Origin of the sequence: Bradyrhizobium sp. WSM1417 (assembly GCF_000515415.1) — a bacterium.
Lineage (GTDB): Bacteria > Pseudomonadota > Alphaproteobacteria > Rhizobiales > Xanthobacteraceae > Bradyrhizobium.
Map to the genome: position 1 here is coordinate 3,327,651 of NZ_KI911783.1, position 26,143 is coordinate 3,353,793.

21 protein-coding genes and 1 pseudogene are annotated in these 26,143 nt (G+C 64.0%); 12 read left to right on the forward strand and 10 right to left on the reverse strand.

Annotated elements, in window-relative coordinates; all coding sequences use genetic code 11:
• Window positions 1–30: 30 nt before the first annotated feature.
• Genes soxA through BRA1417_RS0116090 form a run of 7 tightly spaced genes read right to left on the reverse strand, consistent with a single transcriptional unit; the run spans window position 31 to window position 6,018 of the window.
• Window positions 31–810, reverse strand: a complete 780-nt coding sequence (gene soxA / locus BRA1417_RS0116060; RefSeq protein WP_027516624.1) for a sulfur oxidation c-type cytochrome SoxA — start codon at window positions 808–810, stop codon at window positions 31–33.
• Window positions 807–1,124, reverse strand: coding sequence for a thiosulfate oxidation carrier complex protein SoxZ (gene soxZ / locus BRA1417_RS0116065; protein WP_027516625.1), 318 nt, complete (start codon window positions 1,122–1,124; stop codon window positions 807–809). Before soxZ ends, soxA begins: the two co-directional genes overlap by 4 nt.
• Complete coding sequence (locus tag BRA1417_RS0116070; protein WP_027516626.1) at window positions 1,124–1,591, reverse strand: SoxY-related AACIE arm protein; 468 nt, start codon at window positions 1,589–1,591, stop codon at window positions 1,124–1,126. Before BRA1417_RS0116070 ends, soxZ begins: the two co-directional genes overlap by 1 nt.
• An 8-nt stretch (window positions 1,592–1,599) precedes the next feature.
• Window positions 1,600–2,052 (reverse strand): sulfur oxidation c-type cytochrome SoxX, encoded by a 453-nt coding sequence (gene soxX / locus BRA1417_RS0116075; RefSeq protein ID WP_027516627.1) that lies wholly within the window; start codon window positions 2,050–2,052, stop codon window positions 1,600–1,602.
• On the reverse strand, window positions 2,045–3,316 hold the full coding sequence (locus BRA1417_RS0116080; protein WP_027516628.1) for an NAD(P)/FAD-dependent oxidoreductase: 1,272 nt from the start codon (window positions 3,314–3,316) through the stop codon (window positions 2,045–2,047). Before BRA1417_RS0116080 ends, soxX begins: the two co-directional genes overlap by 8 nt.
• Window positions 3,317–3,370: 54 nt before the next feature.
• Window positions 3,371–5,557: a molybdopterin cofactor-binding domain-containing protein gene (locus BRA1417_RS0116085; protein ID WP_027516629.1), complete on the reverse strand. Its 2,187-nt coding sequence runs from the start codon at window positions 5,555–5,557 to the stop codon at window positions 3,371–3,373.
• 11 nt (window positions 5,558–5,568) lie between these two features.
• The gene (locus BRA1417_RS0116090; protein ID WP_007594050.1) at window positions 5,569–6,018 is read right to left on the reverse strand and encodes a (2Fe-2S)-binding protein; all 450 of its coding nucleotides are present in this window, start codon (window positions 6,016–6,018) and stop codon (window positions 5,569–5,571) included.
• A gap of 257 nt (window positions 6,019–6,275) precedes the next feature.
• On the opposite strand from BRA1417_RS0116090, the gene BRA1417_RS0116095 reads away from it, so the two are divergent.
• On the forward strand, window positions 6,276–7,895 hold the full coding sequence (locus tag BRA1417_RS0116095; RefSeq protein ID WP_027516630.1) for a B12-binding domain-containing radical SAM protein: 1,620 nt from the start codon (window positions 6,276–6,278) through the stop codon (window positions 7,893–7,895).
• Window positions 7,896–7,899: 4 nt separating this feature from the next.
• Here the strand turns inward: BRA1417_RS0116095 and BRA1417_RS0116100 are convergent, their stop codons facing one another.
• Window positions 7,900–9,288 carry an MFS transporter gene (locus BRA1417_RS0116100; protein WP_027516631.1) on the reverse strand — a complete coding sequence of 463 codons (1,389 nt, stop codon included), beginning with the start codon at window positions 9,286–9,288 and terminating at the stop codon, window positions 7,900–7,902.
• A 170-nt stretch (window positions 9,289–9,458) separates the two neighbouring features.
• On the opposite strand from BRA1417_RS0116100, the gene BRA1417_RS0116105 reads away from it, so the two are divergent.
• The 3 genes from BRA1417_RS0116105 (at window position 9,459) to BRA1417_RS0116115 (ending at window position 12,992) form a co-directional block, all read left to right on the forward strand.
• The gene (locus BRA1417_RS0116105) at window positions 9,459–10,520 is read left to right on the forward strand and encodes an isocitrate/isopropylmalate dehydrogenase family protein (RefSeq protein ID WP_027516632.1); all 1,062 of its coding nucleotides are present in this window, start codon (window positions 9,459–9,461) and stop codon (window positions 10,518–10,520) included.
• Between the two features lie 371 nt (window positions 10,521–10,891).
• The gene (locus BRA1417_RS0116110) at window positions 10,892–11,815 is read left to right on the forward strand and encodes a c-type cytochrome (RefSeq protein WP_245286240.1); all 924 of its coding nucleotides are present in this window, start codon (window positions 10,892–10,894) and stop codon (window positions 11,813–11,815) included.
• Between the two features lie 205 nt (window positions 11,816–12,020).
• The gene (locus tag BRA1417_RS0116115; RefSeq protein WP_027516634.1) at window positions 12,021–12,992 is read left to right on the forward strand and encodes an ABC transporter substrate-binding protein; all 972 of its coding nucleotides are present in this window, start codon (window positions 12,021–12,023) and stop codon (window positions 12,990–12,992) included.
• Window positions 12,993–13,033: 41 nt separating this feature from the next.
• Here the strand turns inward: BRA1417_RS0116115 and BRA1417_RS0116120 are convergent, their stop codons facing one another.
• Entirely contained in the window at window positions 13,034–13,777 is a 744-nt protein-coding gene (locus tag BRA1417_RS0116120) for an SDR family NAD(P)-dependent oxidoreductase (RefSeq protein WP_027516635.1), read from the reverse strand.
• A gap of 169 nt (window positions 13,778–13,946) precedes the next feature.
• On the opposite strand from BRA1417_RS0116120, the gene BRA1417_RS0116125 reads away from it, so the two are divergent.
• The 5 genes and pseudogenes from BRA1417_RS0116125 to BRA1417_RS0116140 all read left to right on the forward strand — a co-directional run bounded on the left by BRA1417_RS0116125 (window position 13,947) and on the right by BRA1417_RS0116140 (window position 20,087).
• Window positions 13,947–14,717 (forward strand): methyltransferase domain-containing protein, encoded by a 771-nt coding sequence (locus tag BRA1417_RS0116125; protein ID WP_027516636.1) that lies wholly within the window; start codon window positions 13,947–13,949, stop codon window positions 14,715–14,717.
• 185 nt (window positions 14,718–14,902) lie between these two features.
• Window positions 14,903–15,904, forward strand: coding sequence for a DctP family TRAP transporter solute-binding subunit (locus tag BRA1417_RS0116130; RefSeq protein WP_027516637.1), 1,002 nt, complete (start codon window positions 14,903–14,905; stop codon window positions 15,902–15,904).
• A 271-nt stretch (window positions 15,905–16,175) separates the two neighbouring features.
• A pseudogene (locus BRA1417_RS46300) lies at window positions 16,176–16,529 on the forward strand (TRAP transporter small permease); the annotation flags it as partial.
• Window positions 16,530–16,751: 222 nt separating this feature from the next.
• Complete coding sequence (locus tag BRA1417_RS46305; RefSeq protein WP_245286365.1) at window positions 16,752–18,032, forward strand: TRAP transporter large permease subunit; 1,281 nt, start codon at window positions 16,752–16,754, stop codon at window positions 18,030–18,032.
• 123 nt (window positions 18,033–18,155) lie between these two features.
• Complete coding sequence (locus BRA1417_RS0116140; RefSeq protein WP_027516639.1) at window positions 18,156–20,087, forward strand: alkyl/aryl-sulfatase; 1,932 nt, start codon at window positions 18,156–18,158, stop codon at window positions 20,085–20,087.
• 132 nt (window positions 20,088–20,219) lie between these two features.
• Here the strand turns inward: BRA1417_RS0116140 and BRA1417_RS0116145 are convergent, their stop codons facing one another.
• Window positions 20,220–21,290 (reverse strand): glycosyltransferase family 4 protein, encoded by a 1,071-nt coding sequence (locus BRA1417_RS0116145; RefSeq protein WP_027516640.1) that lies wholly within the window; start codon window positions 21,288–21,290, stop codon window positions 20,220–20,222.
• A gap of 277 nt (window positions 21,291–21,567) precedes the next feature.
• Between BRA1417_RS0116145 and BRA1417_RS0116150 the strand changes: the two genes are divergently transcribed.
• From BRA1417_RS0116150 to BRA1417_RS0116160, 3 genes are read left to right on the forward strand one after another with little or no spacing between them, the layout of a single operon-like run.
• Complete coding sequence (locus BRA1417_RS0116150; RefSeq protein WP_027516641.1) at window positions 21,568–23,331, forward strand: ABC transporter ATP-binding protein; 1,764 nt, start codon at window positions 21,568–21,570, stop codon at window positions 23,329–23,331.
• A gap of 56 nt (window positions 23,332–23,387) precedes the next feature.
• The gene (locus BRA1417_RS0116155) at window positions 23,388–25,592 is read left to right on the forward strand and encodes an amylo-alpha-1,6-glucosidase (RefSeq protein ID WP_027516642.1); all 2,205 of its coding nucleotides are present in this window, start codon (window positions 23,388–23,390) and stop codon (window positions 25,590–25,592) included.
• Window positions 25,593–25,614: 22 nt separating this feature from the next.
• Window positions 25,615–26,136 carry a PRC-barrel domain-containing protein gene (locus BRA1417_RS0116160; protein WP_027516643.1) on the forward strand — a complete coding sequence of 174 codons (522 nt, stop codon included), beginning with the start codon at window positions 25,615–25,617 and terminating at the stop codon, window positions 26,134–26,136.
• Window positions 26,137–26,143 lie beyond the last annotated feature (7 nt).

Here is a 26,143-nt window from a genome sequence, read left to right on the forward strand (position 1 = left end):
CCGCGTCTGCCTAGTCCTAATCTGTGGAATTCAGGGCCGCACGGCCGGCGTTTCCATCGGCAAGCCATGCGCTCGCGACATCAGATAGAGTTCGAGTGCGACCAGCTCGGGCGTGCCGAAATCATAGGCCTGGGCGCGGACACCCGTCATGCAACTGCGTAGCCGCCGCTCCAGCGATCCCAGCGTCTGCCATTCCAGGCGATAAAGCGGATAGCCGGTCGGCTGTCCCTGCGTGATCGGCGCGCCGGCAAGCCGCTTGTTGAAATTGTCGTCGTGGCAATTGGTGCAGGCAAGGTTGAGCTGGCCCTGGCGCTGCATGAAGAGGTCGCGGCCCTGTTCGACGAATGGCTTCAGTTGCGGATCGTCGCCGGCCGTGATCGCGACCCCGCGCGATTGGTGCGCGACGAAGGCGGACAGGGCCAGCAGGTCGCGGCTCTCGTAGGGGAGCGCCGTTGCCTGCTGATGATTGCTGCGGCACAGATTGATGCGCTGGTCGAGCGTGACCGGGCGCGCCAGCGCCTTGTCGAAGGCCGGATAGCGCGCCGCGACGCCTTTCATGCTGCCGCGTGCATCGCCATGGCAATCCGCGCAGGCCTTGTCGGCACCGCCGGTCCTCTTCGTCCACAACGCCTCACCGTCGAGCACGAACAGCATGCCGGGATTTGAGCTGTCGTCATCCTGCATCGCGCGCGTGTCGGGCCCCATGAATGAATAGCCGGAGCGGCGCGCGTCCGGCGGAATCTCGCCGGCGAGCAGGGCAGGGGCCGTGGCGAGGAGCGCCGCGGCCGATATCGCGCGCCAAAAACTCATTCGACCGTGATCGACGCCGAGGCGCTGGACGAATAGCCGTTGTCGCCGATCCATTCGAACTCGAACTTGCCGCTCTCCTTCGCGAGCGTGAAGAACGACAGATAGGGATTGGCTGCTATCGCCGGAAAGAGATCGGCGCGAAAAATTTCGGTGCCGTTGTAGCGGCACGTGAAGCTCGTGATGATGTCGCGCGGTACCAGCGCGCCGTCCGCGGTGTGGCGGAAGCCGGTCTCCATGATGTGCGAGGTCAACGTGCGGATCTCGATGATTTCGCCGCGTCTGGCTTTCGCCGGGACGTTGATGAGTGCGGCCATCAATTCATCTCCTCGGTGCAGGCGGCCAGCGTCACGACGATTTCGGTCGTGACCTGCCAGAACGTGTCGTCGGAAAGGCGCGCGATCGCCACCACCTTCTGGGTGTCGGCGAGCCGGATCCGCGTCGAGACCTGGGCGCGGCCGGAGGAGGGGCCGAGATGGAAGTTGCCGATGTTCGGCTGCGGGTTCTTCTCGTTGAAGACGTGGATGCTCTTGACGTAGTCGTTCGCCGTCATCGGGCTCGCGACGCTCACGGTCAACGGCACCGTGTTGCCGTTCTCGACCAGCGGCGGAATGTCGAGCTTCACCTTGCCAGTGCGTACAGGTGCTTCGCCGACGACGTTACGGATCGCGGCGGTGAGCGTCGCCGGTGTCGCCTCGAGCGGCCGCAGCGTGACGATCGGGATCGTCCCGGCGACCGTCACGCTTCCGGCAAGGTTCAGGAATTGTCGTCGCGTGGTCGGCATGAACAGTCCTAGTCCCGAAGTGTTGCGAGAAAAGCCACGATGTCCTCGATCTCGGCGGCGGACAAGATCGGTTTGCCGACGAAATTTCGCCCGACCCGCACGAGGTGATCGGTCCGATAATAGGACGGCATGATGGTCTCCGGGTTGAAGCGCGCCGCATCGACCAGTCGAAGCCGCAACTGGCTCACCGTCCAGCGGTTCCCCGCACCCGAGAGGTCAGGCGCGAGGTTGCCCTGGAATCGGGTCTCCGGGAAGGGGCCGGAATGGCAGAGAATGCAGGTCGTCGTGCGCGCGAGCACGAGCGCGCGCCCGCGCGCGGCATCGCCGGGCGCGCCGGTGAGCGACTCCGCAATGCCGTCGCCGGCGATGTTGTAGGGCCGGAGTTGCTCGGCTCCCGCATGGCAGGCGAAGGCGACAATGGCGGCGATCAGCGCTGCGATATGGACCGATGTTCTAGCCAAAGGTATCTGCCGTGATGGTTTGAAACCAGCGCTCGGCTTCAGTCGCCTCGCGGGCGCGCAATTCGCGCGGCGCATCGACGGGGCTGGTCGCTCCGCCCTCGACCTCGGCGAAGATGTCGCCCCTGGGCTGGTAATTGCCCGCGAGTGAAAAGCCGTAGCCGGGTGCGACAATGTTGTAGCAGACGCCTGTCAATCGCGGCGTTTCTGGCGCGCGGCCACCAAGGAGGTTCACGATGGCGGCGGCGCAGGCCTTGCCCTGTGCGCTTGCCGCGGATGCCGATTTGGGAATGCCTCCGCCGAGGCAGGCATCGCCGATAACGTGGATGTTCTGGACAAGTTTCGATTCGAAGGTGACGGGATTGATCGGGCACCAGCCGGTCGCATCCGCAGCGCCCGCGATCTGGGCAATGCGCGCGGCGCGTTGCGGCGGAATGACGTTGGCGACGTCAGGCGTGTAGTTGCCAAATTCGGTGACGATGGTTCTTGTCGCGGGATCGACCCAGGTCACGCGGCCCCCTTGCGACAGAGCGATGCGTTCGATCATGTCGCCGTAAAGCTCCTTCCACGCCCTCTCGAACAGTCGCTGCTGGGAGAAATTGTCCTTGGCGTCGAGGATCAGGACCTTTGAGCGCGGCTTCTTCGTTTTCAGGTAATGCGCGATCAGGCTTGCGCGCTCGTAAGGCGCCGGCGGACAGCGCGAGGGATTGGCGGGGATCGCAATGGCGACAGTGCCGCCGTCCGGCATGGCCTCCAGCTGCCGACGCAGCAGCAGCGTCTGTGCGCCCGCCTTCCAGGCGTGCGGCATTTTTTCTGATGCCGCGTCGTCGTAGCCGGGCAGAGCCTCGAAATGGAAGTCGATGCCGGGAGAGAGGACGAGACGATCATAGGGCAGCGCAACGCCATCGGCCGTCACGACGCTGCGCAGCTGCGGCTCGATTGTGGTTGCGGCCTGGTTGATCACCGTGACGCCCTCGGCGGCGACCTTGTCATAGCCAAACTGCTGCGTGTCGATCTCGCGCAGACCTGCGATCACCTCGTTGCTGAACGGACAGGAGGTGAAGACGGTACTGGGTTCAATCAGGATGACTTGCAAGTTTGCCTGCGCGCGCTTCAGCGCGCGGGCGCACGCCGCACCGCCAAAACCGCCGCCGACCACGACGACGCGGCCCGCCGATTGCGCGCGCAGGATCGAAGGAACGGCGAATGATGTAGCCGCGGCGGCGATGCCGAGGACGGCATCCCGCCGTGTCACCGACGCATTCATGAGTCTTGTCCGGAAAGTGTACCGCGGCGAGCGTTACGACCGCCGCGGCGTTTCTCAGGCGAAGGTGATGTTCTGATCGCGTAGCGGCACCGAGCGGATGCGTTTGCCCGTCGCCGCGAAGTACGCATTGAGCACCGCCGGCGCCGCAACGCCGATGGTCGGCTCGCCGACACCGCCCCAGAACCCGCCGCTCGGCACCATCACCGATTCGACCTTCGGCATCTCGTTGATGCGCATCGAATTGTAGGTGTCGAAGTTGGTCTGCTCGATCTTGCCGTCCTTGACGGTGCAGCCGCCGTAGAACAGCGCGGAGAGGCCATAGACGAAGGAGCCCGCGATCTGCCGCTCCACCTGTGCCGGATTGACGACGTAGCCGGGATCGGTGGAGGCGACGATGCGGTGCACCTTGATCTTGTTGCCATCGGTCACCGAGATTTCGGCGGCGCCGGCGACATAGCTGCCATAGCCCATCACCTGCGCGATGCCGCGATAGATGCCCTGCGGCGCCGGGGTGCTCCAGCCGATCTTCTCGGCCACGGCATTGAGCACCGCCAGATGCTTGGGGTGATTGCCCATCAGCTTGCGGCGGAATTCGAGCGGGTCCTGGCCTGCGGCCTGGGCCAGCTCGTCCATGAAGCATTCCATGTAGATCGCGTTGTGATTGACGTTGACGCCGCGCCAGAAGCCGGGCGGAACGTGCGGGTTGCGCATCGCATGCTCGACCAGGAGGTTCGGCACGGAGTAACCGAACGCGGCTTCGCCGGACTGGGCGACGCCCTGGAATGCGGCCGGATCCATGCCGTTCTGCAGCGCTTCGGGACGCAGCGAGAACAGGATCGATTGCCCGGACAGGCGGTAGTGCAGCGCGACCAGATTGTTGTCCGCATCGAACGCGCCGGTCATCTTGCACTGGGTGATCGGATGATATCGGCCGTGCGCCATGTCCTCTTCGCGCGACCACAACAGCTTGATCGGCGTGCCAGGCATCTCCTTGGCGATCAAGACGGCCTGTCGGACATAGTCGGTCTGGCCGCGCCGGCCGAAGCCGCCGCCGGGCATCACCTTGTGCACGTCGCACTTCTCCGCCGGCAGGCCCGACGCTTCCAACGTGGCCGCGAAGGCCGCCTCGCCGTTCTGCGTGCCGCACCAGACCTCGCACTTGTCCGCCGTGTAGAGCGCCGTGGCGTTCATCGGCTCCATGGTGGCGTGGTTCTGGTAGGGATAGCTGTAGACCGCCTCGATCTTCTTGGCGGCGCCGGCAATCGCCGCCTTCGCGTCGCCGTTCTTGTTGCCGACATAGGCCGGCTGCGCGTTGTCGAGGCCCTCCGTCAACCATTTCGCGATCGACTCGCTGGAGACCTTGGTGTTGTCGCCCTCGTCCCAGACGATCGGCAGCGCCTCCAGCGCGGTCTTGGCGTGCCACCAAGTGTCGGCAACGACCGCGACCGCGGTATCGCCGACCTTGACGACCTTCTTGACGCCCTTCATGCCGGTGATCTTGGCTTCGTCATAGCTCTTCAGCTTGCCGCCGAACACCGGGCAGTCCTTGATCGCGGCGTTCAGCATGCCAGGCAGCTTGACGTCGATGCCGTAGATCATGGTGCCGGTGGTCTTATCGGCGGTGTCCAGCCGCTTCACGCCCTTGCCGATCAGCTTCCAGTCCTTGGGGTCCTTCAGCTTGACGTCGGCCGGTGGCGTCAGCTTGGCCGCAGCCTCGGCGACCTTGCCATAGGTCGTGGTCTTGCCGGACGGCGTGTGGGTGATGACGCTGTTGGCGGCCGCGCATTCGGACGCCGGCACTTTCCACGCCTCGGCGGCGGCCTGGATCAGCATCACGCGTGCGGTGGCACCGCCCTTGCGGACATAGTCTTGCGAAGACCGGATGCCGCGGCTGCCGCCGGTCGAGAAATCGCCCCAGACGCGCTTGCGGGCGACGCTCTGGCCCGGTGTCGGATATTCGGTCGAGACCTTCGACCAGTCGCATTCGAGTTCCTCGGCGACGAGCTGGGCGAGGCCGGTGAGCGAGCCCTGGCCCATTTCGGAGCGGGCGATGCGGATGACGACCGTGTCGTCGGGCCTGACCACGACCCAGGCGCCGATCTCGGGGGAGCCGTCGGCCGCGCGGACCATTGCGGGGCCGCCGAAGGGGATATCGAGGCCGATGGCGAGACCTGCGCCGACCGCGGCGGTGCCGATGACGAAGGCACGGCGGTTCATCTTGGGAGAGACATGCTTGTTCATGGGGCGGCTCCTTACGCGCTTGCGATCGTGTGGATCGCTTCGCGCACCTGCTGGAAGGTGCCGCAGCGGCAGATATTGGTGATGGCCTCGTCGATGTCGGCGTCGGTCGGCTTCGGCTTCTCGCTCAGCAGCGCCGCCACCGCCATGATCATGCCGCTCTGGCAATAGCCGCATTGCGGCACGTCCTGAGCGATCCAGGCTTCCTGCACCTTGTGCAGTGCATTGCCGGAGGCGAGCCCTTCGATGGTCGTGATCTTCTTGCCTGCGGCCTCGCCGACTGAAACGCCGCAGGAGCGGGTGGCGACGCCGTCGATGTGAACGGTGCAGGCGCCGCATTGTGCAATGCCGCAGCCATATTTCGTACCGGTCAGGCCGGCATTCTCGCGGATCGCCCACAGCAGGGGCGTATCCGGCTCGACGTCGAGCGTGAAGGTTTTTCCGTTGATTGTTAGGTTTGCCATCGCAGTCCCCTGATTGGCCCAATCCACCGATTGGACTCAGCGGCGCAATGTGTCCGGCAAATTGGAAACGTTCAAATCAATAGTCCGAGGGGTAGCCGCCGGTGAGACCCTTCCTGGCGCTCGGCGGCACGGCTTGGGGCGACGTCTACCGGCTTCCGCGCCGATGGCCCTGGAACCGAGAGCGACAGTTTGTCCCTTTTGCCGGGGTGCAAGTCGACAATGCTCTGCTACAGTGGAATCAGCCAAAAAGAGGTTCCATGAACGTACCGCAGCCTTGCAAAGTCCTGATGCTCTATCCGCTGTTCTCGGCAGAGTCCTTCTGGAGCTTTGGCGAATCCTGCAAAGTGTTGGGCGTGAAGCGCCCCGCGGCCCCTTTGGGGCTGATCACGGTTGCCGCGATGTTGCCCGAGAGCTGGACGGTCCGGCTGATCGATTGCAACACGGATTCCTTCAGCGACGAGGATCTTTCCTGGGCCGATGTCGTCTTCACCGGCGGAATGATGCCGCAGCAGGCCGACACGCTGCGCCTGATCGAAATTTGCCGCGCCGCGGGCAAGCCAGTGGTCGTCGGCGGTCCCGATCCCACCTCGAGCCCCCATATCTATGGGAGGGCCGACTTCCAGGTGCTCGGCGAGGCCGAAAGCGTTCTCCACGAATTCGTCGCGGCCTGGGACCGCGGCGCACGCTCCGGCGTCTTCATCGCGCCGAAATTCCAGGCCGACGTCACCAAGACGCCGGTGCCGCGTTTCGACCTGCTGAAGTTCGAGGACTACCTTTATCTCGGCGTGCAGTATTCCCGCGGCTGCCCGTTCACCTGCGAGTTCTGCGACATCATCGAGCTCTATGGCCGGGTGCCGCGAACCAAGACGAATGAGCAAATGCTGGTCGAGCTCGACAGGCTCTACGCCATGGGTTACCGCGGCCATCTCGACTTCGTCGACGACAATTTCATCGGCAACAAGAAGTCGCTGCGGCTGTTCCTGCCCCAGCTCGCCGAATGGCAGCGCGCCCACGGCTATCCCTTCGAATTGTCGACCGAAGCCTCGGTCAATCTGGCCGATGATCCCGAGCTATTGGAGCTGATGGGAGCGGCGAATTTCTTCGCCATCTTCGTCGGCATCGAAAGTCCGGATCCGGCGACGCTGGTCGCGATGCGGAAGAAGCAGAACACGCGGCGCAACATCGCCGAGAGCATCCACAAGATCTACGCCGCGGGCATGCTCGTCACCGCGGGTTTCATCGTCGGCTTCGACAATGAGAAGCTCTCGATGGCGGATGCCATGATCGACTTCATCGAAGAGGCGGCGATCCCGGTCAGCATGGTCGGCCTGCTCTATGCCTTGCCAAACACGCAGCTGACGCGCCGCCTGGAGCGCGAAGGCCGGCTGCATCCGGGCCACGATTTGGCGCCGACCATCGGCGCCGATCAGTGCACCGCCGGGATCAACTTCGATCCGGTGCGCCCGTTGCGCGACATCCTGACGGACTACAAGCGCGTGCTGGAGCACATCTACAGCCCGGCCGCCTATGCAAGGCGTATCGACCGCCTGATGACGCTGCTCGACCGCTCTCGCCAGCGCCAGGAGCTCGCGGAAGGCGATATCCGCGCCCGGATCGGCGCGATGGAAACGGTGCACAAGGTGGTCACAGCCCTTCCCGAGGCGCGCGGGCCGCTGTGGCAGACTTTCATGAACTGCGCCAAGCGCGACACTACATCGGCGCGGATCGCCGTGCAGATGATCGCGGCCTATGCGCATCTCGGCCCGTTCTCGCGCAAGGTCATCGCTGCCATCGATGCGCGCCTCGCAGCACTCGACGAGAAGACGGTCATTCCGGTCGCGACTGTCGAGGTGACGGCAGCCCAACATCTGGCTTGACGGTCTACTTCACCGCCAGTCGCAAAAAGCTCATCACGCTGCCGAGCGCGGCAAAGCCGGCGCCAAGTGCCAATGCCACGACTGCGCCGTCGTGACCGGCCAGCGAGAAGCAGAGCGCGGCGAGCGCCGCCCCTGTCGTCTGCCCCGTCAGGCGTGCGGTGGCAACGATGCCGGAGGCGCTGCCGCTGCGATGTGGCGGTGCGCTCGACATCACCGCCTTCATGTTCGGCGCCTGGAAGAAGCCGAATCCCATGCCGCAGATCACCATCCGCCAGATGATGTCGGGGATCGCAGGATTGGCCGGCAGCATCGCGAGCAGCGCCATGCCGAGACCGAGCAGCACGAGGCCGATGCCGCCGAGCAATCCGGCCGCATGCCGGTCGGAGAGGCGTCCGGCGATCGGCGCCATGATGCCGACCACCAGCGGCCACGGGGTCATGAAGAAGCCGGTCTCGACCTGCGAACGCCCCAGCACGTCCTCGAAATAGAACGGCAGCGAGACGAAGGCCAAGCCCTGCACGGCAAAGGAGCACACGGCCGTCGCCGCCGACAGCGCGAACATCGGCCGGCTGAACAGGTCGATCGGCAGCATCGGCGCCGGATGGTCGGCATGGCGGCGCGTCAGGATGAAGCCGAGCGCGAGAGCCGTGACCAGCTCGATGCCCACGACCACCGGTGAGAGATTGTGCGCGGCACTGCCGATGCCCGTGATGAACAACCCGAGACAGGCCGACGCGAGGGCCGCGCCGAGAAAGTCAAAGCCGTGATCGGCGCGCGGCGTCTTCGGCAGCATCGCAAATCCGATGCTGATCGCGACGAGGCCGAACGGAATGTTGACGGCGAACAGCCATGGCCACGGCCCGAGCGCAAGGATTGCCGAGGCGATCGAGGGACCGAAGGTGAAGGCGGTCGCGACCACCAGCGCGTTATGACCGAAGCCGCGGCCGAGCATCCGGCCCGGATAGACGAAGCGCACCAGCGCTGTGTTGACGCTCATGATGCCGCTCGCACCCAGCCCTTGCAGCGTGCGCGCAACGAGCAGGCTCTCCAGCGACCAGGCCACCGCGCAGAACAGCGAGGCGATGGTGAACAGGATCAGGCCGCCGAGATAGATACGCTGGTGCCCGACGATCTCGCCGAGTGCTCCGAGCGGCAGCAGCGTCGCCACCAGCGCGATCTGATAGACATTGACCACCCAGACCGACTGCTCCGGGCTGACATGCAAGTCGCCGGCTATTGCGGGCAGCGCGATGTTGGCGATCGCGGTGTCGAGCGAGGCCATCGCCAGCGCGGTGAAGATCGCGGCGATGGCCCAGCGCCGCTGTGCGGCCGGAAGTCCGTCGGACAGGGTGTGGTCGGGCTTGCGCGCGCCGGCAGGTAACGTGATTGTCATTGCGTTAGCGCGTTGCTCCGACGGCCGGCTCCAGGGGGACTTGGCATGTACTACGGCGCGGCCGCCTTCCACAGGCATATGCTTGCATGCAGTGTATGCGCGAAGGCTGGGCGATGATTCCGGGCGCCGGCGTATGATCGCACGAACTGCTGCAATGTCAGGGGAGCGCCATGCACATCGTCGTTTTGCCCGGTGACGGCATCGGGCCCGAGATCACGACCGCGACATCAGGCGTGCTGCGCGCGGCCTCCGAGCGCTTCCAGCTCAATCTGCGCCTGGAGGAGCACGCAGTTGGCCATGCGAGTCTCAAGCAGTTCGGCACGACGGTGCGCCCCGCACTGCTCGGTATCGTCCGCGCCGCCGACGGCCTCATCCTCGGGCCGACCGCGACTTTCGACTTCAAGGACGAGGCCCATGGCGAGATCAACCCCTCGCGGCATTTTCGCAAGAACCTCGACCTCTACGCCAATGTCAGGCCCGCACGCACCTATGCGGGGCTGTCCGGCCGGGTCGGCGATTTCGACCTCGTCGTGGTGCGCGAGAACACGGAAGGGTTTTACGCCGACCGCAACATGGAGCAAGGCAATGGCGAGATGCTGGTCACATCGGATGTCGTGATCTCGCTGCGCCGGATCACGCGCCTTTGCTGCGAGCGCATCGCGCATGCGGCGTGCCGGCTGGCGATGAAGCGGCGCAAGCATCTCACCATCGTGCACAAAGCCAATGTGCTCAAGCTCGGCGACGGCATGTTCCTCGACATCTGCCGCGAGGTGGCGAAGGCCTATCCCGGCCTTGGGATCGATGACATCCTCGTCGACGCCATGATGGCGCATGTGGTGCGCAACCCCGACCGCTTCGACGTCATCGTCGCCACCAACATGTTCGGCGACATCCTGTCCGATCTCACCGCGGAGCTCTCCGGCAGCCTCGGTCTCGGCGGCTCGCTCAATGTCGGCGACAGCTTCACCATGGCGCAGGCCGCGCACGGCTCGGCGCCTGACATCGCTGGACAGGACGTCGCCAATCCGGTCTCGCTGATCCTGTCGACGGCCCTGCTGCTCGGATGGCACGGCGAGAACAGCGGCGCGCTGCGCTACGAGGAAGCCGCACGTGCGATCGAGGCTGCGGTAGCGAAGGCGATCGGCAAGGGCCGAGCGACGCGCGATGTCGGCGGTAAGCTCGGCACGATCGCGGCGGGGGCGGCGATTGCGGAGATCTTGCAGGCCGGGTGAGTGGTCGTGTGCATGTTTTTTTTAGGGGCTCAAAACAAAAAACGCGAAAACAACCCCATGCACAGTAGAAGGCCCCTTGATAAATAAGGGATTTCCGAAACGCGCAGCGACGACATCCGCCGCGGCCATGACGTTGACGCGTCGGGCAAAACACTGGCAGGATGCCAGGATTGCACCGGTCGGCAAAAGACCATGTGTGCTTCCCGTGAGTCAGCGATGTCCGCTTCCTGTGGTGAAGCAGATCTAGGCGTGCAGCTCCGGCATTCCGCTTTCGAAGTGCTAAGTTTCTTTTTCTTTTTCGCTGATTTTGCTCGATACATTTGCAGAGGTTTATTGCCATGAAAATGTCTGTGCCGATTTTGTGGGCAGCCGTGATCTTCACCGCGACCGCCGCCTTGGCGCAGAATGGGCTTCCGGCCTGGGCGTTCTTGTGGGACCCGACCGTCAAGGTGCCCCCGGCTGACGACAAGCCCAATCAACTCGCCGGTAGCAACGCCGCGTTCAGCTGGAAGCAGGCGCGCGATCTTTTCTTTGCGCCTGATTGGCATCCGGACGACCACCCGGCCATGCCGGAAATCGTTGCCAACGGACGAAAGCCGGATGTCCGCGCTTGCGGATCGTGCCATCGCGTCGAGGGCACCGGCGGTCCTGAAAATGCGAGTCTCGCGGGCTTGCCGGCGAGCTATCTCGTTCAGCAGCTGGCTGATTTCAAAAGCGGCGCGCGAAAGATGTCGGGGCCGGAGAGGCCCTCCACACAATTGATGATGGCGTCAGTCAAAGCCATGACCGACGCCGAGGTGCGCGCTGCGGCAGATTATTTCTCTGCGCAGAAGCCCAAGCAGATCATCAAGGTCGTCGAAACCGAAAGCATTCCAAAGACGGGGCCGTCCCGCTTGTTCTACGTCAAAAGCCCGGAGGGCGGCTCCGAAACCCTCGGCCCGCGCATCGTCGAGGTACCGGACGATGTAGATCAGTTCGAGCTTCGAGACTCCCGGGCGACCTTCACAGCCTATGTTCCGGTTGGAAGTCTGGCGAAGGGAGAAACACTCGCCAAGACGGGCGGATCGGGAATAACCGTTGCCTGCGGGAGCTGCCACGGTCCGGAGTTGAAAGGCGTCGGTGATATTCCGCCAATTGCCGGGCGCTCGCCGACCTACATCGTGCGCCAGCTTCATGAGTTTCAAAGCGGGGGCCGTGTGGCAAGCGCAAGCTCGCTGATGCAACAGACTGTCGAAAAGCTGTCGCAGAACGACATGGTCGCGCTGGCTGCCTACGTGGCGTCGCTCTCGCCATGATCCAAGCCGCTGCTGCGGCGAATGACGTCGCTCCCTGGCGTGGAGCGTCGGTTTGCGTGGGCATCGGCAGGTCCGGAGTCTGAGTAGAGCAGAAGTCATCGCTCCGGTGCAGACTGCCGCCTTTGCCTCGACCCGGTTATTGGTTCGCTTGGACCAACGTAGAACAAGCCTGTTCTGGGCCGGGCTGTATGAGATTGGATTGGTAATGAAACGACGAAAATTCCTGACTCTGGTTGGCGGTGCGTCTGCGTTGCCGCTGGCAGCGCGAGCACAGCAAGCGAAGCGAATGCCGCGAATTGGCCTTCTCCTCCCCCCACCGCGGAATTTGGAAGTCGACGCGTTCCTCAAGGGGCTCAGCGATCTCGGTTGGGTTGACGGCGTGAACGTTCATGTCGAATACCGCGACGCCGGTGGCGACGACGCCAGGCTGCCGGCGCTTGCGAATGAACTTGTCGCTCTTGATGTTGACGTTCTCGTCACAGCCACATTTCCCGGGATTCTTGCCGCTCACAACGCGACAACAAAAATTCCGATCGTGATGATCGTGGGCCCCGATCTGGTGACCATAGGGCTTGCAGCCAGCATGGCTCATCCTGGCGGCAACATCACGGGGCAAACCTTTTTCCTGACAGAACTGGCTGCAAAGCGCTTGGAGATTCTCGCAGGCTTGGCTCCCTCGACGAGACGCGTAGGGGTGCTCATGCAGCGAGGAAATCCACTGAACAACGCCACAATGAGCACCATGAGGAACGCAGCGCAGGGATTGAAGATGGAGCTACTAGCCATCGAGGTCGACGTCCCCGGCGATCTCGAAAGCGCGCTGTCACTTGTCGGCTCTAACCCGATGGACGGCCTCGTGATCACGGACGCAAACGCGTTTGTCACCAATACGTCCATGGTCGCCGCGATTGTGGACAAGTGCCGGGTGCCATCGGTTGCCGCACCCATTGTCGCCTCCCGCGGCGCGGCCCTGATGGGTTACGGGGTGGACTTCACCGCAATGTTCCGCCACGCGGCTGTTTTCGTCGACAAGATATTGAAGGGTGCCAACCCCGCCGAGATTCCCATCGAGCAGCCGACGCAGTTCAAGACCGTCATCAACCACAAGACCGCAAAGGCGCTCGGCGTGGAGATACCTCCGTCGTTGCTGGTGCGCGCAGACGACGTGATCGAATAACAGCGGCGATCTCTTCGGCAAGCGGGCGAGCCAATTCGCCCCTAAAACTGATACCTCCTCAGCCCCCCATCCACCGGGATCACCGTGCCCGTGATGTATCTTGCCACGGGCGACGCCAGAAACACCGCGAGCGCGGCGAGGTCTTCCGGCTCGCCCCAATAGCCGACGGGAATCTCTTCCTCCGCGAAGCGCTCGCGATAATCAGGCGCGTAGTTGCGGCGGATCTGTTCGCTCATGATGCGGCCGGGCGGGATGCAGTTGATGGTGATGCCGTGCTCGCCAATCTCGCGGGACAGGCCCTTGGCCCAGGCGTGCACGGCGGCTTTGGCGGCGAACGCGGCGTTGAGGCCTTCCGGCTCGGACTTGCCGGTGATGTTGACGATGCGGCCCCATTTGCGTTCGATCATCTGCGGCAGCAGCGCATGCGCGATGCGGCGGTAGCTCGTGAAATTCAGCGCGATCGCCTCGTCCCATTGGCTGTCGGGCGCATCGACGGGGAGGGGACGGCTGCCGCCGGCATTGTTGATGAGGATGTCGACATGGCCGAGTTCTTTGAGCGCGAACGCCGAAATCTTCTCGGCCGCGTCCTTGGCCATCACGTCCTGCTCGAATGGCGTGATCAGACCGGAGCCGACTTCGCTCACCAGCTCGGCGAGCAGGTCGGTTCGCCGTGCCACGCCGACGACGCGCACGCCTTCGGCAGCCAAGCCCTTGGCGATGGCACGGCCGATGCCGACGCTCGCTCCGGTGACGACGGCGGTTTTCGATGTGAGCCCGAGATCCATGGTGACACGCCCTCTTGTTTGCTTTTCTGCTTGTCGCTGTTCGCTTGGCTGTTCGTTTTTCTGTTCGTTTCCTGCCCTGGCCCCGTCGGCCTGATTTGCCCGACCGGGACGAGCAGTGGTAACCAAGAGCCGCGTTGAAGGAAACACGAAAAAGAAAAGGCGCCGAGCGATGGTCTGGGATCCGCAGCAATATCTGAAATTCTCCGGCCACCGGCTCCGGCCCGCCGTCGATCTCTTGATGCGGATTCCGGATGCTGGTCCGGGTGCGGTTGCCGATCTTGGCGCCGGTGCCGGCAACGTCACCAAGCTGATCAAGGAGCGTTGGCCGGACGCGACGGTGACCGGTGTCGAGGGTTCGGCCGAGATGGTCGCCGCCGGCCGCAAGGCGGCGCCGGACGTGGAATGGTCACACGAGGACCTCGGCCACTGGCGCCCGACGAAGCAATATGACGTCGTCTACTCCAATGCCGCGCTGCACTGGCTGCCCAATCATGGGGCCCTGTTTCCGTCGCTCATGGAGAAGGTGACGCCCGGCGGAATGCTCGCGGTGCAGATGCCGCGCAACTTTCTGGCGCCCTCGCATGTGCTGATCGGCGAGACCGCGTTGAACGGTCCCTGGCGGTCCAAGGTCGAGCATCTCGTCACGCCGCCGCCGGTCGAAGCGCCGGCCTATTATCACGGGCTTCTTGCTCCGATGTCGGCCAATATAGACATCTGGGAGACCGAATATCTGCAGGTGCTGGAAGGCGAGAATCCCGTGAAGGAATGGACCAAGGGGACCTGGCTGACGCGATATCTCGACATCTTGCAGGGCGACGAGAAGGCCGCGTTCGAAGCCGCTTACGGGATGCGGGTCGCGAAAGCCTATCCGAAGAACGCCGCGGGACAGACGCTGTTTCCGTTCCGGCGTCTGTTCATGGTCGCCCAGCGCAACGGCTGACCGCACTGCCGCAATGCGACATAAGCGCTCGCTTCCGGGAACGGCAGCAGGAGCCGGGTTGCGCAAGATAGCTTGGCTGCGGCAAATTGGGCTTAGGTCTAGTTGTTCGGGTGGCGGATTGCTGTCAGTACTGAAATCGGAAAACAAAAAAGACCCGGTTTTAGAGGTCGTTGGGAGGTTCGTTCATGCGCAAGCTGCTTCTTGCGGTCGCCGCCGCAGCTGTTCTCGTGGGTCCCGCCGTTGTCGAGGCCCAGAGCCCGATCGTCATCAAATTCAGCCACGTCGTTGCCAACGACACTCCCAAGGGCAAGGGCGCCCTGAAGTTCAAGGAATTTGCGGAGAAGTACACCGACGGCAAGGTCAAGGTCGAAATCTACCCGAACTCCACGCTGTACAAGGACAAGGAGGAGATCGAGGCGCTGCAGCTCGGCTCCGTGCAGATGCTAGCGCCCTCGACCGCGAAGTTCGCACCGCTCGGTATCAAGGAGTTCGAGGCGCTCGACCTGCCCTGGCTGTTCAAGGACGACCAGACCTATTCCAACGCGATGAAGGGCACGCTCGGCAAGTGGCTGTTCGAGAGGCTCGAGACCAAGGGCATCACCGGGCTCGCTTATTGGGACAACGGCTTCCACATGCTCTCCGCCAACCGTCCCCTGATGAAGCCGGCCGATTTCCAGGGGCTCAAATTCCGCATCTCCGGATCGAAGGTCGCGGACCAATATCTCCGGATCATGGGCTCGATTCCCCAGATCATGGCGTTTTCCGAAGTCTACCAGGCTTTGCAGACGGGCGTGGTCGACGGCTGCGAGAACACCGCGTCCAACTACCTGACGCAGAAGTTCTACGAGGTGCAGAAGGACATCACGGTGTCCTATCACGCGCACCTGCAGTATGCCGTCATCGTCAATTCGAAATTCTGGTCGGGCCTGCCGCCCGACATCCGCGCCCAGCTCGAGAAGGCAATGAACGAGGCGACCGACTACACCAACTCGATCGCTCGCCAGGAAAACGAGGATGCGCTGGCCGAGATCAAGAAGACGGGCAAGACCACGCTGCATTATCTGACTGACGCGGATCGCAAGGCGTGGCAAGAAGCGATGCAGCCGACCTACAAATGGGCGAAGGGGCGGGTCGGGCAGGAGGTGCTCGATCTCGTCGCCAAGGAGCTCGACGTCAAGATGAACTGACGCCGGCGCGCTTTGAGAACAACCATGAACGGTCGGGGGTGATCGCACTCCCGGCCGTTGCTCTTGAATGATGAGCCAAGCTGAGGGGACCAAGTTGCTGCGTGCATTGAATCGTGTGCTCAATCATCTCGAGGAATGGCTGATCGCGACGATGATCGCGGCCGCGACATCGCTCATCTTCGTTGCCGTGCTGCACCGGTATGGCGCCGGGCTGTCGATCGACATCGCCAAATGGGCGGAGGCGCGCAACCTGGCCTTCCTGGCCGTCCCCATGCGAGCCGCGTTCGTCTGGCTTGCCGCTCTCGACCTGTCCTGGGCGCAGGAACTCTGCATCTACATGTTCATCTGGATGGCGAAGTTCGGTGCGGCCTACGGGGTGCGCACCGGCATCCATGTCGGCGTCGACGTCCTGGTCAATATTCTTCCCGGCGGATCGCGCCGCCGCGTCATCACGTTCGGCCTGATGTGCGGCGCCCTTTTTACTGCCATCGTGTGCTATTTCGGGGCCGCGTTCGTCGGCCAGATGTGGCAGACCGGCCAGCAATCCAACGATTTGGAAGCGCCGATGTGGCTGGTGTATCTCACCATCCCGCTCGGCTCCGGGCTGATGTGCTTCCGCTTCCTGCAGGTCGCCTGGTCGTTCTATCACACCGGCGAGCTGCCGCATCATGACGTGGCCGGCGTCGAAGGCGTCGAAATAGACCCGGTCCATCCGGCCCCGGTCACGCGCAGTCAGGTCGTCCGCGACGAACGCAGTCCGCTCGGCTGGGTCCTGATGCTGTTGCCGGTCCTGATCGTCGCCGTGTGCTTCGCCCATTCCGCGCATGTGATCACGCTGCCGCAGGGCCTGCGTGTCGCCGTGGTTTTCGGCCTTCTGCTGTCGTTGATGCTCACGGGCATGCCGATCTCGATCGCGCTCGGCCTGACCGTGCTCAGCTTCATGTTCACGCTGACCGACGTGCGAACGGAATCGGTGGCGCTGAAGCTGTTTACCGGCATCGAGAGCTTCGAGATCATGGCGATCCCGTTCTTCATCCTTGCCGGCAACTTCCTGACCCATGGCGGCGTGGCGCGCCGGATGATCACGTTCGCGACGTCGCTGGTCGGCCATTGGTACGGCGGCCTTGCGCTCTCGGGCGTGGTCGCCTGCGCGCTGTTCGCCGCGATTTCCGGCTCCTCGCCGGCCACCGTGGTGGCGATCGGATCGGTGATCCTGCCCGCGATGGTCGCGCAGGGATTCCCGAAGAGGTTCGGGGCGGGCGTGATCACGACCTCGGGCTCGCTGGGAATTCTCATTCCACCCTCGATTCCCATGGTGCTTTTTGCCGTCTCCACCAACACCTCCGTCGGCAAGCTGTTCATCGCCGGCATCGTGCCGGGAATGGTGCTCGCCATGCTGCTCGGCGCCACGACATTCTATCGGGCCTGGCGTAACGACTATCCGAGGATGCCGAAAGCAACCCTCTACGAGCGCTTCGATGCGTTCCGAAAGTCGATCTGGGGTATCCTGCTGATCGTGATCGTGATCGGCGGCATCTACAGCGGCCTGTTCACGCCGACCGAAGCTGCGGCCGTCAGCGCGGTGTACGCCTTCATCGTCGCCGTGTTCATCTACAAGGATCTGAAGCTGCGAGACGTGCCGCGCGTGCTGCTGTCGTCGGCAAATCTTTCGGCGATGCTGCTCTACATCATCACCAACGCCGTCTTGTTCTCGTTCCTGATGACTTACGAGAACGTGCCGCAAGCGCTGGCGCAGTGGATGATTGACCAGGGCCTCGGCTGGATCGGCTTCCTCCTGGTCGTCAATCTCCTGCTGCTATTGGCCGGCAACGTGATGGAGCCGTCCTCGATCATCCTGATCATGGCGCCGATCCTGTTTCCGGTGGCGATCAAGCTCGGCATCGATCCGATCCATTTCGGCATCCTGATGACGGTCAACATGGAGGTCGGGCTGTGCCATCCGCCGGTCGGCCTCAATCTCTACGTGGCCTCAGGCATCGCCAAGATGGGTATCACCGAGCTCACAGTCGCGGTGTGGCCATGGCTGCTGACGATGCTGGCGTTCCTGGTGGTCGTGACCTACTGGCCGGGCCTGTCGCTGTGGTTGCCGAGATTGCTGGGCATGTAGCTGCGAACACGCTGCTTCTCTCCACCTGTGGGCGCGGGGCTACGCATTGCTGCGTCCTCCCGCCATGGCAATCGGCCGCGAGATGCGGTTAGATGCCGCGCAACAGGCGGGGAGGAGATCAAGATGACGGACACGTCCAGCAACGAGCCGAAGGGCGCAACGCCGTCCGTCATCGCGCAGCAAACGGCGATGCTGAATGCGTTGCCGTTCTCCGACACCCGGGATTTCGACGATTCCGCGCGCGGCTTTCTCGGCACGATCGAGAATGCGGCGATCACCAATCCGCAAGGGCGGACGGTCTGGAGCCTCGAGCCTTACGGCTTCCTGTCGACTGAAGAGGCGCCGGCCACGGTCAATCCGAGCCTGTGGCGGCAGTCGCGGCTCAACATGCAGCACGGACTGTTCGAGGTCGTGCCCGGAATCTACCAGGTGCGTGGGCTCGACATCGCCAACATGACGCTGATCGAAGGCGACAGCGGCGTCATCGTCGTCGACACCCTGACCTCGATCGAGGGCGCACGCGCCGCGCTTGATCTCTACTACAGGCATCGCGGCCAGCGACCGGTCGCGGCCGTGATTTTCACCCACACCCACACCGACCATTGGGGCGGCGCGCGCGGCGTGCTGGAGGAGGATGCGCTCGCGAGCGGCCGCGTACCGATCATCGCGCCGAACTTGTTCATGGAGCATGCCGTCTCCGAGAACATCATCGCGGGACCTGCGATGCTGCGCCGGGCGCAGTACCAGTTCGGGCCTCTCCTCGCCAAGGGCGCGCGCGGGCAGGTCGATTGCGGCCTCGGCAAGTCGATGGCAGCAGGTTCGGTGGCGCTGCTGCGGCCGACCGATCTAGTCATGGCGACCGGCGACCGGCGCGTGATCGACGGCGTCGAGTTCGAATTCCAGATGGCGCCGAACAGCGAAGCGCCGGCGGAAATGCATTTCTTCATCCCGCGCTACAAGCTGTTGAACCTCGCCGAGAACTGCACCCACAATTTCCACAATCTGCTGCCGTTCCGCGGAGCCGACGTGCGCGACGCGCTGGCCTGGTCGAAATATCTGGGCGAGGCCTTGCAGCTCTGGGATGGCAAGGCGGAGGCGATGTGCGGCCAGCATCACTGGCCGGTGTGGGGACACGAACGCATCGGCACGATGATCCGGCAGCAGCGCGACCTCTATAAGTTCGCGCATGACCAGACCATCCGCCTGATGAACCACGGCCTCACCGCGGCCGAGATTGCCGAAACGATCCAGCTGCCCAAGAGCCTCGAGGGCGCCTGGCACGGCCGCGGCTATTACGGCCACATCCGGCACAATGTGAAGGCGATCTATCAAAAGTACCTGGGCTGGTACGACGCCAATCCGGTCAATCTCGATCCGCTGCCGCCGGTGGAGTCGGGCAAGAAATATGTGGAGTACATGGGCGGCGCCGGCGCCATCCTCGCGCGGGCGCGTGTTGATTTCGACAAGGGCGAATTCCGCTTCGTGGCGCAGGCGCTCGGCCATCTCGTCTTTGCCGAGCCGGACAATCAGGCTGCGCGTGCGTTGCTGGCGGATACGCTGGAGCAGCTCGGCTACGCCGCGGAAAGCGCGACCTGGCGTAATGCCTATCTGTTCGGCGCGCAGGAATTGCGCCAGGGCATGCCGAAAGTGCCGGCACGCCCGCCGATGCCGCGCGAGACATTGGCGGCGCTGCGCACCTCACAGCTCTGGGACGTGCTCGGCATCCGCCTCAACGGACCGAAGGCGGAAGGAAAGCACATCGTGCTGAACTGGAGCTTTTCCGACACCGGCGAGACCTTCGTGCTCAATCTGGAGAACTGCGCGCTCACCTACACAGAGGGCATGCAGGCGGAAAGCGCCGATGCCAGCTTCACGCTCGCGCGGTCGACGCTCGACGAGGTGATCGCGAAACTGACCAGCTTCCCGGAGGCCGTGGCCGCCGGCAAGGTCAAATTCGCCGGCAACCCGATGCGCCTCGCCGAGCTGATGGGCCTGATGGACGAATTCCCGCGCATGTTCGAGATCGTCGAGCCGAAGCGGGCGGTGGTAAGGTAGGGCAGCCGTCACCGCGTTCCCACTGTCATCGTCCGGCTTGACCGGACATCCAGTACTCCGCGGCGGGAGTTGCGTGAACAAACTGCTGCCGCGGCGTACTGGATGCCCCGCCTGCGCGGGGCATGGCAGTCGCTACTCCGCGCTGCTCACCAGCTTGATCCGCGGCGCCTGTTCCTCGCCAAGGCTGCGATAGGCCGCGAGATAATCCAGCGCCATGCGCCGCGCCGTGAAGCGCGTCTCGAACTGCTTGCGGATGACGGAGCGGTCGAGTTGCGGCAGGCGACCGACGACGCCGGCTGCGCTGAGGACGTCCTCGACGACGAAGCCGGTGAGGCCCTCGTCGATGATCTCCGGCACCGAGCCGCGGTTGAAGGCGATGACCGGCGTTCCGCAGGCCATCGCTTCGATCATCACGAGGCCAAACGGCTCCGGCCAGTCGATTGGCAGCAACAAGCCCAGCGCGCCGCTCAAGAAGTCCGACTTCTCGTGATCGCTGATCTCGCCGATGAATTCCACCAGCGGATTGTTCTCGATCATGGGCCGGATCAGCTCGTCATAGTAATCCTGGTCGGCACGATCGACCTTGGCGGCGATCTTGAGCGGAATGCCGCAATGCGTCGCGATCTTGATGGCGCGATCGACGCCCTTTTCCGGCGCGATGCGGCCGAGCACGGCGAGGTATTCCTGTTTCGCCGGCTTCGGGGTCAGCAAATTCTCCGGCAGGCCGTGGTGGATCGTCCTCACCCAGTTCGCCTGCGGTACCGGCCGGCGCTGCGCATTCGAGATCGAGATGACGGGGACCTTCGAGAAGGTGTTGAAGACCGGTTGATGCTCCGGCAGGTCGAGCCGGCCGTGCAGCGTGGTCAGGAACGGCGTCGGCTGCCGGTAGAACAGCGACCAGGGATAATAATCGAGATGGAAGTGGAGGAAGTCGAACTCCTCGTCGTCGCATTTCTGCCGCACCCGCTCCAGCATCACCATGTGCAGCGCATTGGGATCGCGCACGGAACCGTCGAGGCGGAGCGCCCGCGGCCATAACGCGTCCAGCTTTGCCGAGGTTTGCGAGTCGCCGCTCGCGAACAGCGTCACATCGTGCCCAAGGGCCACCAGCTCTTCCGTCAACCAATGCACCACCCGCTCGGTGCCGCCATACAGCTTGGGTGGAACAGCCTCCGTCAACGGAGCTACCTGCGCGATGCGCATCTCACCATCTCCTCTGTGCGATCATGATTGTAGAAAGCCCCCGCCTGTTCAGCACCGGCACGCCAGACAAGGGAACGTTCCCGCACTTGCGAAGTTCCTCCTTCCGAACGTTACTTATTCGACACGTCGAATGCCCGTCGCGATGCTGCCATCACATCATCGCAGAACGCCCGCATCCGCATGTCGTGATGAGTGTGCCCGGGAACCGAGGCGAAGTGGTCGATGTTCAGTCGACTAACAGAAAAATTGAAAACATCACGACGGGGTCGATAGTCACATGGATCATCTTTCTGGGTATGCGCACCGGCCGTTTGCCTTTGTTTTGCGCTATCTCCGGCGTCGGCTCGCGTCGCATCTCGTGATTCTAACCGCAGTCGTCGCGGCCGTTGCCTGCTCCGTAGGCACTCAGTATGGCGTCAAATCCCTCGTCGACAGCTTGTCGGCCGGCGCTTCGCATGGTGGAAGCGTATGGCTGGCATTCATTTTCCTCATGACGCTAATCGCCGCCGACAATTTCCTTTGGCGGATCGCGAGCTGGACGGCCAGCTTCACCTTCGTCCGTGTCACGGGTGATTTACGCCGTGACATATTTCGTCATCTGACCGGCCACGCGCCGAGCTACTTCTCCGATCGCATGCCCGGCATGCTGACCAGCCGCATCACGGCGACGTCGAATGCGGTGTTCACGGTCGAGAACATGTTCGTCTGGAATGTGCTGCCGCCGTGCATCGCAACGGTTGCGGCAATCGCGCTGATTGGAACCGTCAGTCCCTGTATGGCACTGGGCCTGATGGTGATCGCCGGCGGCATGGTGCTTGCGATGTTCCGCCTCGCGGCCGCGGGAAAACCGCTGCATGACGACTTCGCCGACAAGGCCGCCGTCGTCGACGGCGAGATGATCGACGTCATCAGCAACATGCCGCTGGTGCGCGCCTTCTGCGGCATCGGACACGAACATGAGCGGTTCGATGCGACCGTGAACCGGGAGCTCACCGCACGCGGCCGCAGCCTGCGCTATCTGGAGAAGCTGCGGCTTATCCATGCCGGCGTCACTGTCGTGCTCACGATCGCCCTGATGGCCTGGGCGATCATGCTCTGGCAGGATGGCCGGGCGACCACGGGCGACGTTGTGCTGGTCTGCACCCTCGGTCTCTCCATTCTGAACGCGACGCGCGATCTCGCGGTGGCGTTGGTCGACGTCACCCAGCACGTTGCGCGGTTGACCGAGGCAATCGCCACGCTGCTGGTGCCGCATGAATTGCGCGACCACCCCGAGGCCGAGCCGCTGGTGAAGAGCGGCGCCGCGATCGCGTTCAACAATGTCACCTTCGGCTATCCCGGGGCTGAAAAGATCTTCGAGCGCTTCAGCCTGCGCCTGCAACCCGGCCAGCGCGTCGGCCTGGTCGGCCAGTCCGGTGGCGGCAAGTCGACGCTGTTCACGCTGTTGCAGCGCTTCTACGATACCGACGAGGGCAGTATCACCATCGACGGCCAGGACATTTCCAAGGTGACGCAGCAGAGCCTGCGCGAGGCGATCTCCGTCGTGCCGCAGGACATCTCGCTGTTCCACCGCTCGATTCGCGAGAACATCCGCTATGGTCGCCCGAACGCGACCGACGACGAGGTGCTGCGTGCCGCGATTGCGGCGCGCTGCGATTTCGTCGAAAGCCTGCCTGGTGGTCTCGACACCATGGTCGGCGACCGCGGCGTCAAGATGTCCGGCGGCCAGCGCCAGCGCATCGCGATTGCGCGCGCCTTCCTGAAGGACGCGCCGATCCTGCTGCTGGACGAGGCGACCGCCGCGCTCGACAGCGAATCCGAGGAGGCGATCCGCGAGGCGTTGTCGCGGCTGATGCGCGGCCGCACGGTCATCGCGATCGCGCATCGCCTCGCGACCCTGCGCAATTTCGATCGCGTGGTCGTGTTGAGGGGTGGTAAGATCATCGAGGACGGGTCGCCCGAGCGTCTGATGCAGGGCCACGGGCCCTATCGTGAGCTGGTCACGCAGGAAATGAGCCGGCTCGCCCAGGCCGCCGCGTAAACCAACAGTCGCGTTCGAGTCGGTTGCGTGTCGAAACAAGCGCAGGGGAGCTGCTGATGTCGGCTGAAGCCGTTACCCAATTCGTCTCCGTGACGCGGACCGTGGACCAGGTCGCGGAGCAGCCTTTCTATATCCCGATGACGGGACCGTCGGCGCGGCCGCGGCGTTCGCTCAAGCACGACGACACCTTTATCGTGCTCGACAGCCATGGCGACATCGGCGCTTCGGCCGGCGGGCCCGACGGCCTGTTCCATCACGACACGCGCTACCTCGCGAGGCTCGAGCTCGTGCTCGACGATCTCCAGCCATTGCTGCTGGGCTCGAACCTGCGCGACGACAATTCAGCCCTGACCGTTGATCTCACCAATCCGGACATCTACCGGCAGGGCAGCCTCGTGCTGCAAAAGGACCTGCTGCACATCGTGCGCACGATTTTCCTGTGGCGCGGCACCGCCTATCAGCGCATCGGCGTGCAGAACCACGGCGACCGCCCGGCCGGCTTCGCGCTGACGCTGTTGTTCGACAACGATTTCGCCGATCTGTTCGAGGTCCGCGGCGAGCGGCGCCCGCGCCGCGGCATCGGCTCGAGCCGGCTGTTGGGACCGACCGACGTGTTGTTCGACTACCGCGGTCTCGATGACGCCGAGCGCACCACGGGCCTGCATTTCGATCCGCGCCCGACGAAGCTGTCGGTGAATGCCGCGACCTGGCAGCTCGAACTCGACCCGCATGAGTCGAAATCCCTGTTCGTGGCCGTGTCCTGCAATCGGCCGATCGCGGAGAAGCCGGCGCGCTTTTTCCAGAGTTTGCTCGCCCATCGCCGCGAGATGCGGCAATCGACGATGGGGGCCGCCAGCATCGAGACCTCCAACAACATCTTCAACGAGGTGCTGTGCCAGGCCATGGCCGACCTCAACATGTTGATGACGGAGACGCCGCAGGGCCGCTATCCCTATGCGGGGATTCCCTGGTACTCGACGACGTTCGGCCGCGACGGGCTGATCACCGCGTTGCAGATGCTGTGGGTCGATCCGCGGATCGCCAAGGGCGTGCTGCGGCGGCTCGCCCATTTCCAGGCCAAGGCGGTCGATCCGCTCGCCGACGCCGCGCCGGGAAAGATCCTGCATGAGATGCGCGGCGGCGAGATGGCGGCGCTGGGGGAGGTGCCGTTCGCGCAATATTACGGCAGCGTCGATTCCACGGCCTTGTTCGTCCTGCTGGCGGGAAGCTATTTCGAGCGCACCGGCGACGAGAAGACGTTGACCGAGCTGTGGCCGGCCATCGAGGCGGGGTTGGCCTGGATCGACGGCCCCGGTGATCCCGACAAGGACGGCTTCGTCGAATATCAGCGCGCCACGGAAAAGGGCCTCGCCAACCAGGGCTGGAAGGATTCCTACGACGCGATCTTCCATGCCGATGGCCAGCTTGCGGAAGGCAATCTCGCGCTGGCCGAGGTGCAGGGTTACGTCTTTGCCGCCAAGCGGCTCGCCGCGCGCTGCGCGCTCCGGCTCGGCAAGCCTGATCTCGCCAGGAAGCTCGAGGCCGAGGCCAAGACGCTGGCCGAGCGTTTCGAGGCCGCGTTCTGGTGCGAGGAGCTCGGCACCTATGCGCTTGCGCTCGATGGCAAGAAGCGGCCCTGCAAGGTGCGGACCTCGAACGCCGGCCAGGTCCTGTTCAGCGGCATGATCCGCGAGGATCGCGCTCGCCTCGTCGCCGCCGATTTGATGCGGCCGCACTTCTTCTCGGGCTGGGGCATCCGCACCGTCGCTGTCGGCGAAGTGCGTTATAATCCGATGTCCTATCATGACGGGTCGATCTGGCCGCACGACAATGCGCTGATCGCGCTCGGGCTCGCGCGCTACGGGCTCAAGCATTCGGTCGCGCATGTGTTCAAGGGACTGTTCGAGGCCGCGACCTACATGGACCTGCGCCGGTTGCCCGAATTGTTCTGCGGATTCCGGCGCGAAAAGCGGCGCGGCCCGACGCTCTATCCGGTCGCCTGCGCGCCGCAGGCCTGGGCCAGCGCCACGGCGTTCACGCTATTGGAGGCGGCGCTGGGCATCGAGTTCGACGTGGCGCGCGGCGAGATCCGGCTGCGCAATCCGCATCTGCCGGCGTTCCTGCACGAGGTGATCTTGCGCGATCTGCGTCTGGGCGAGTCCAGCGTGGACCTGCGCGTCAGCCGCCATGGCGACGACGTGGCGCTGGAGGTGTTGCGCACGCGTGGCCAGATCCAGGTCTCGATCGTGCTGGCGCGCTAGCGGCGCGCCGGAAGGAGGGTGCATGCGTACCGCCGGATGGTTGGCCTTGGGCGTCGTGATCGTCTGCGGAATGACGCTCGCCGTGTCACGCGCCGCGGAGGAGGCGCCCGCACCCTCGACCGAAGCCAATGCACCGCCGACGGTGCAGCCGCCGGCGTCATCGGTCCCCGTCACGCCAAAGAATGCCGCGCCACCGCCGTCGGTCACGATCATCGGCGCGAGCGATGCGCACGGTGTGCTTGGCCGTGACGTGCTCAGCGCGGCGAACGAGGACATGGGCCGCATCGTCGACATCATCGTCGACCGGAGCGGGCACGTGCGCGCCGCCGTGATCGATTTCGGCGGCTTCCTCGGCGTCGGCAGCCGCAAGATCGTAGTGGACTGGAACGCGCTTCGATTCGGCAAGATCACCAACAAGAAGGACAGCATCACGCTGGAATTGACCAAGGCACAGGTCGCAGCTGCGCCGGAGTACAAGGAGGACACGCCGATGGTGGTGCTCGGCGCGTCTGGCAGCCTGCAGCCGCTGCAAGCTGTTCAGTGAGGCGCGG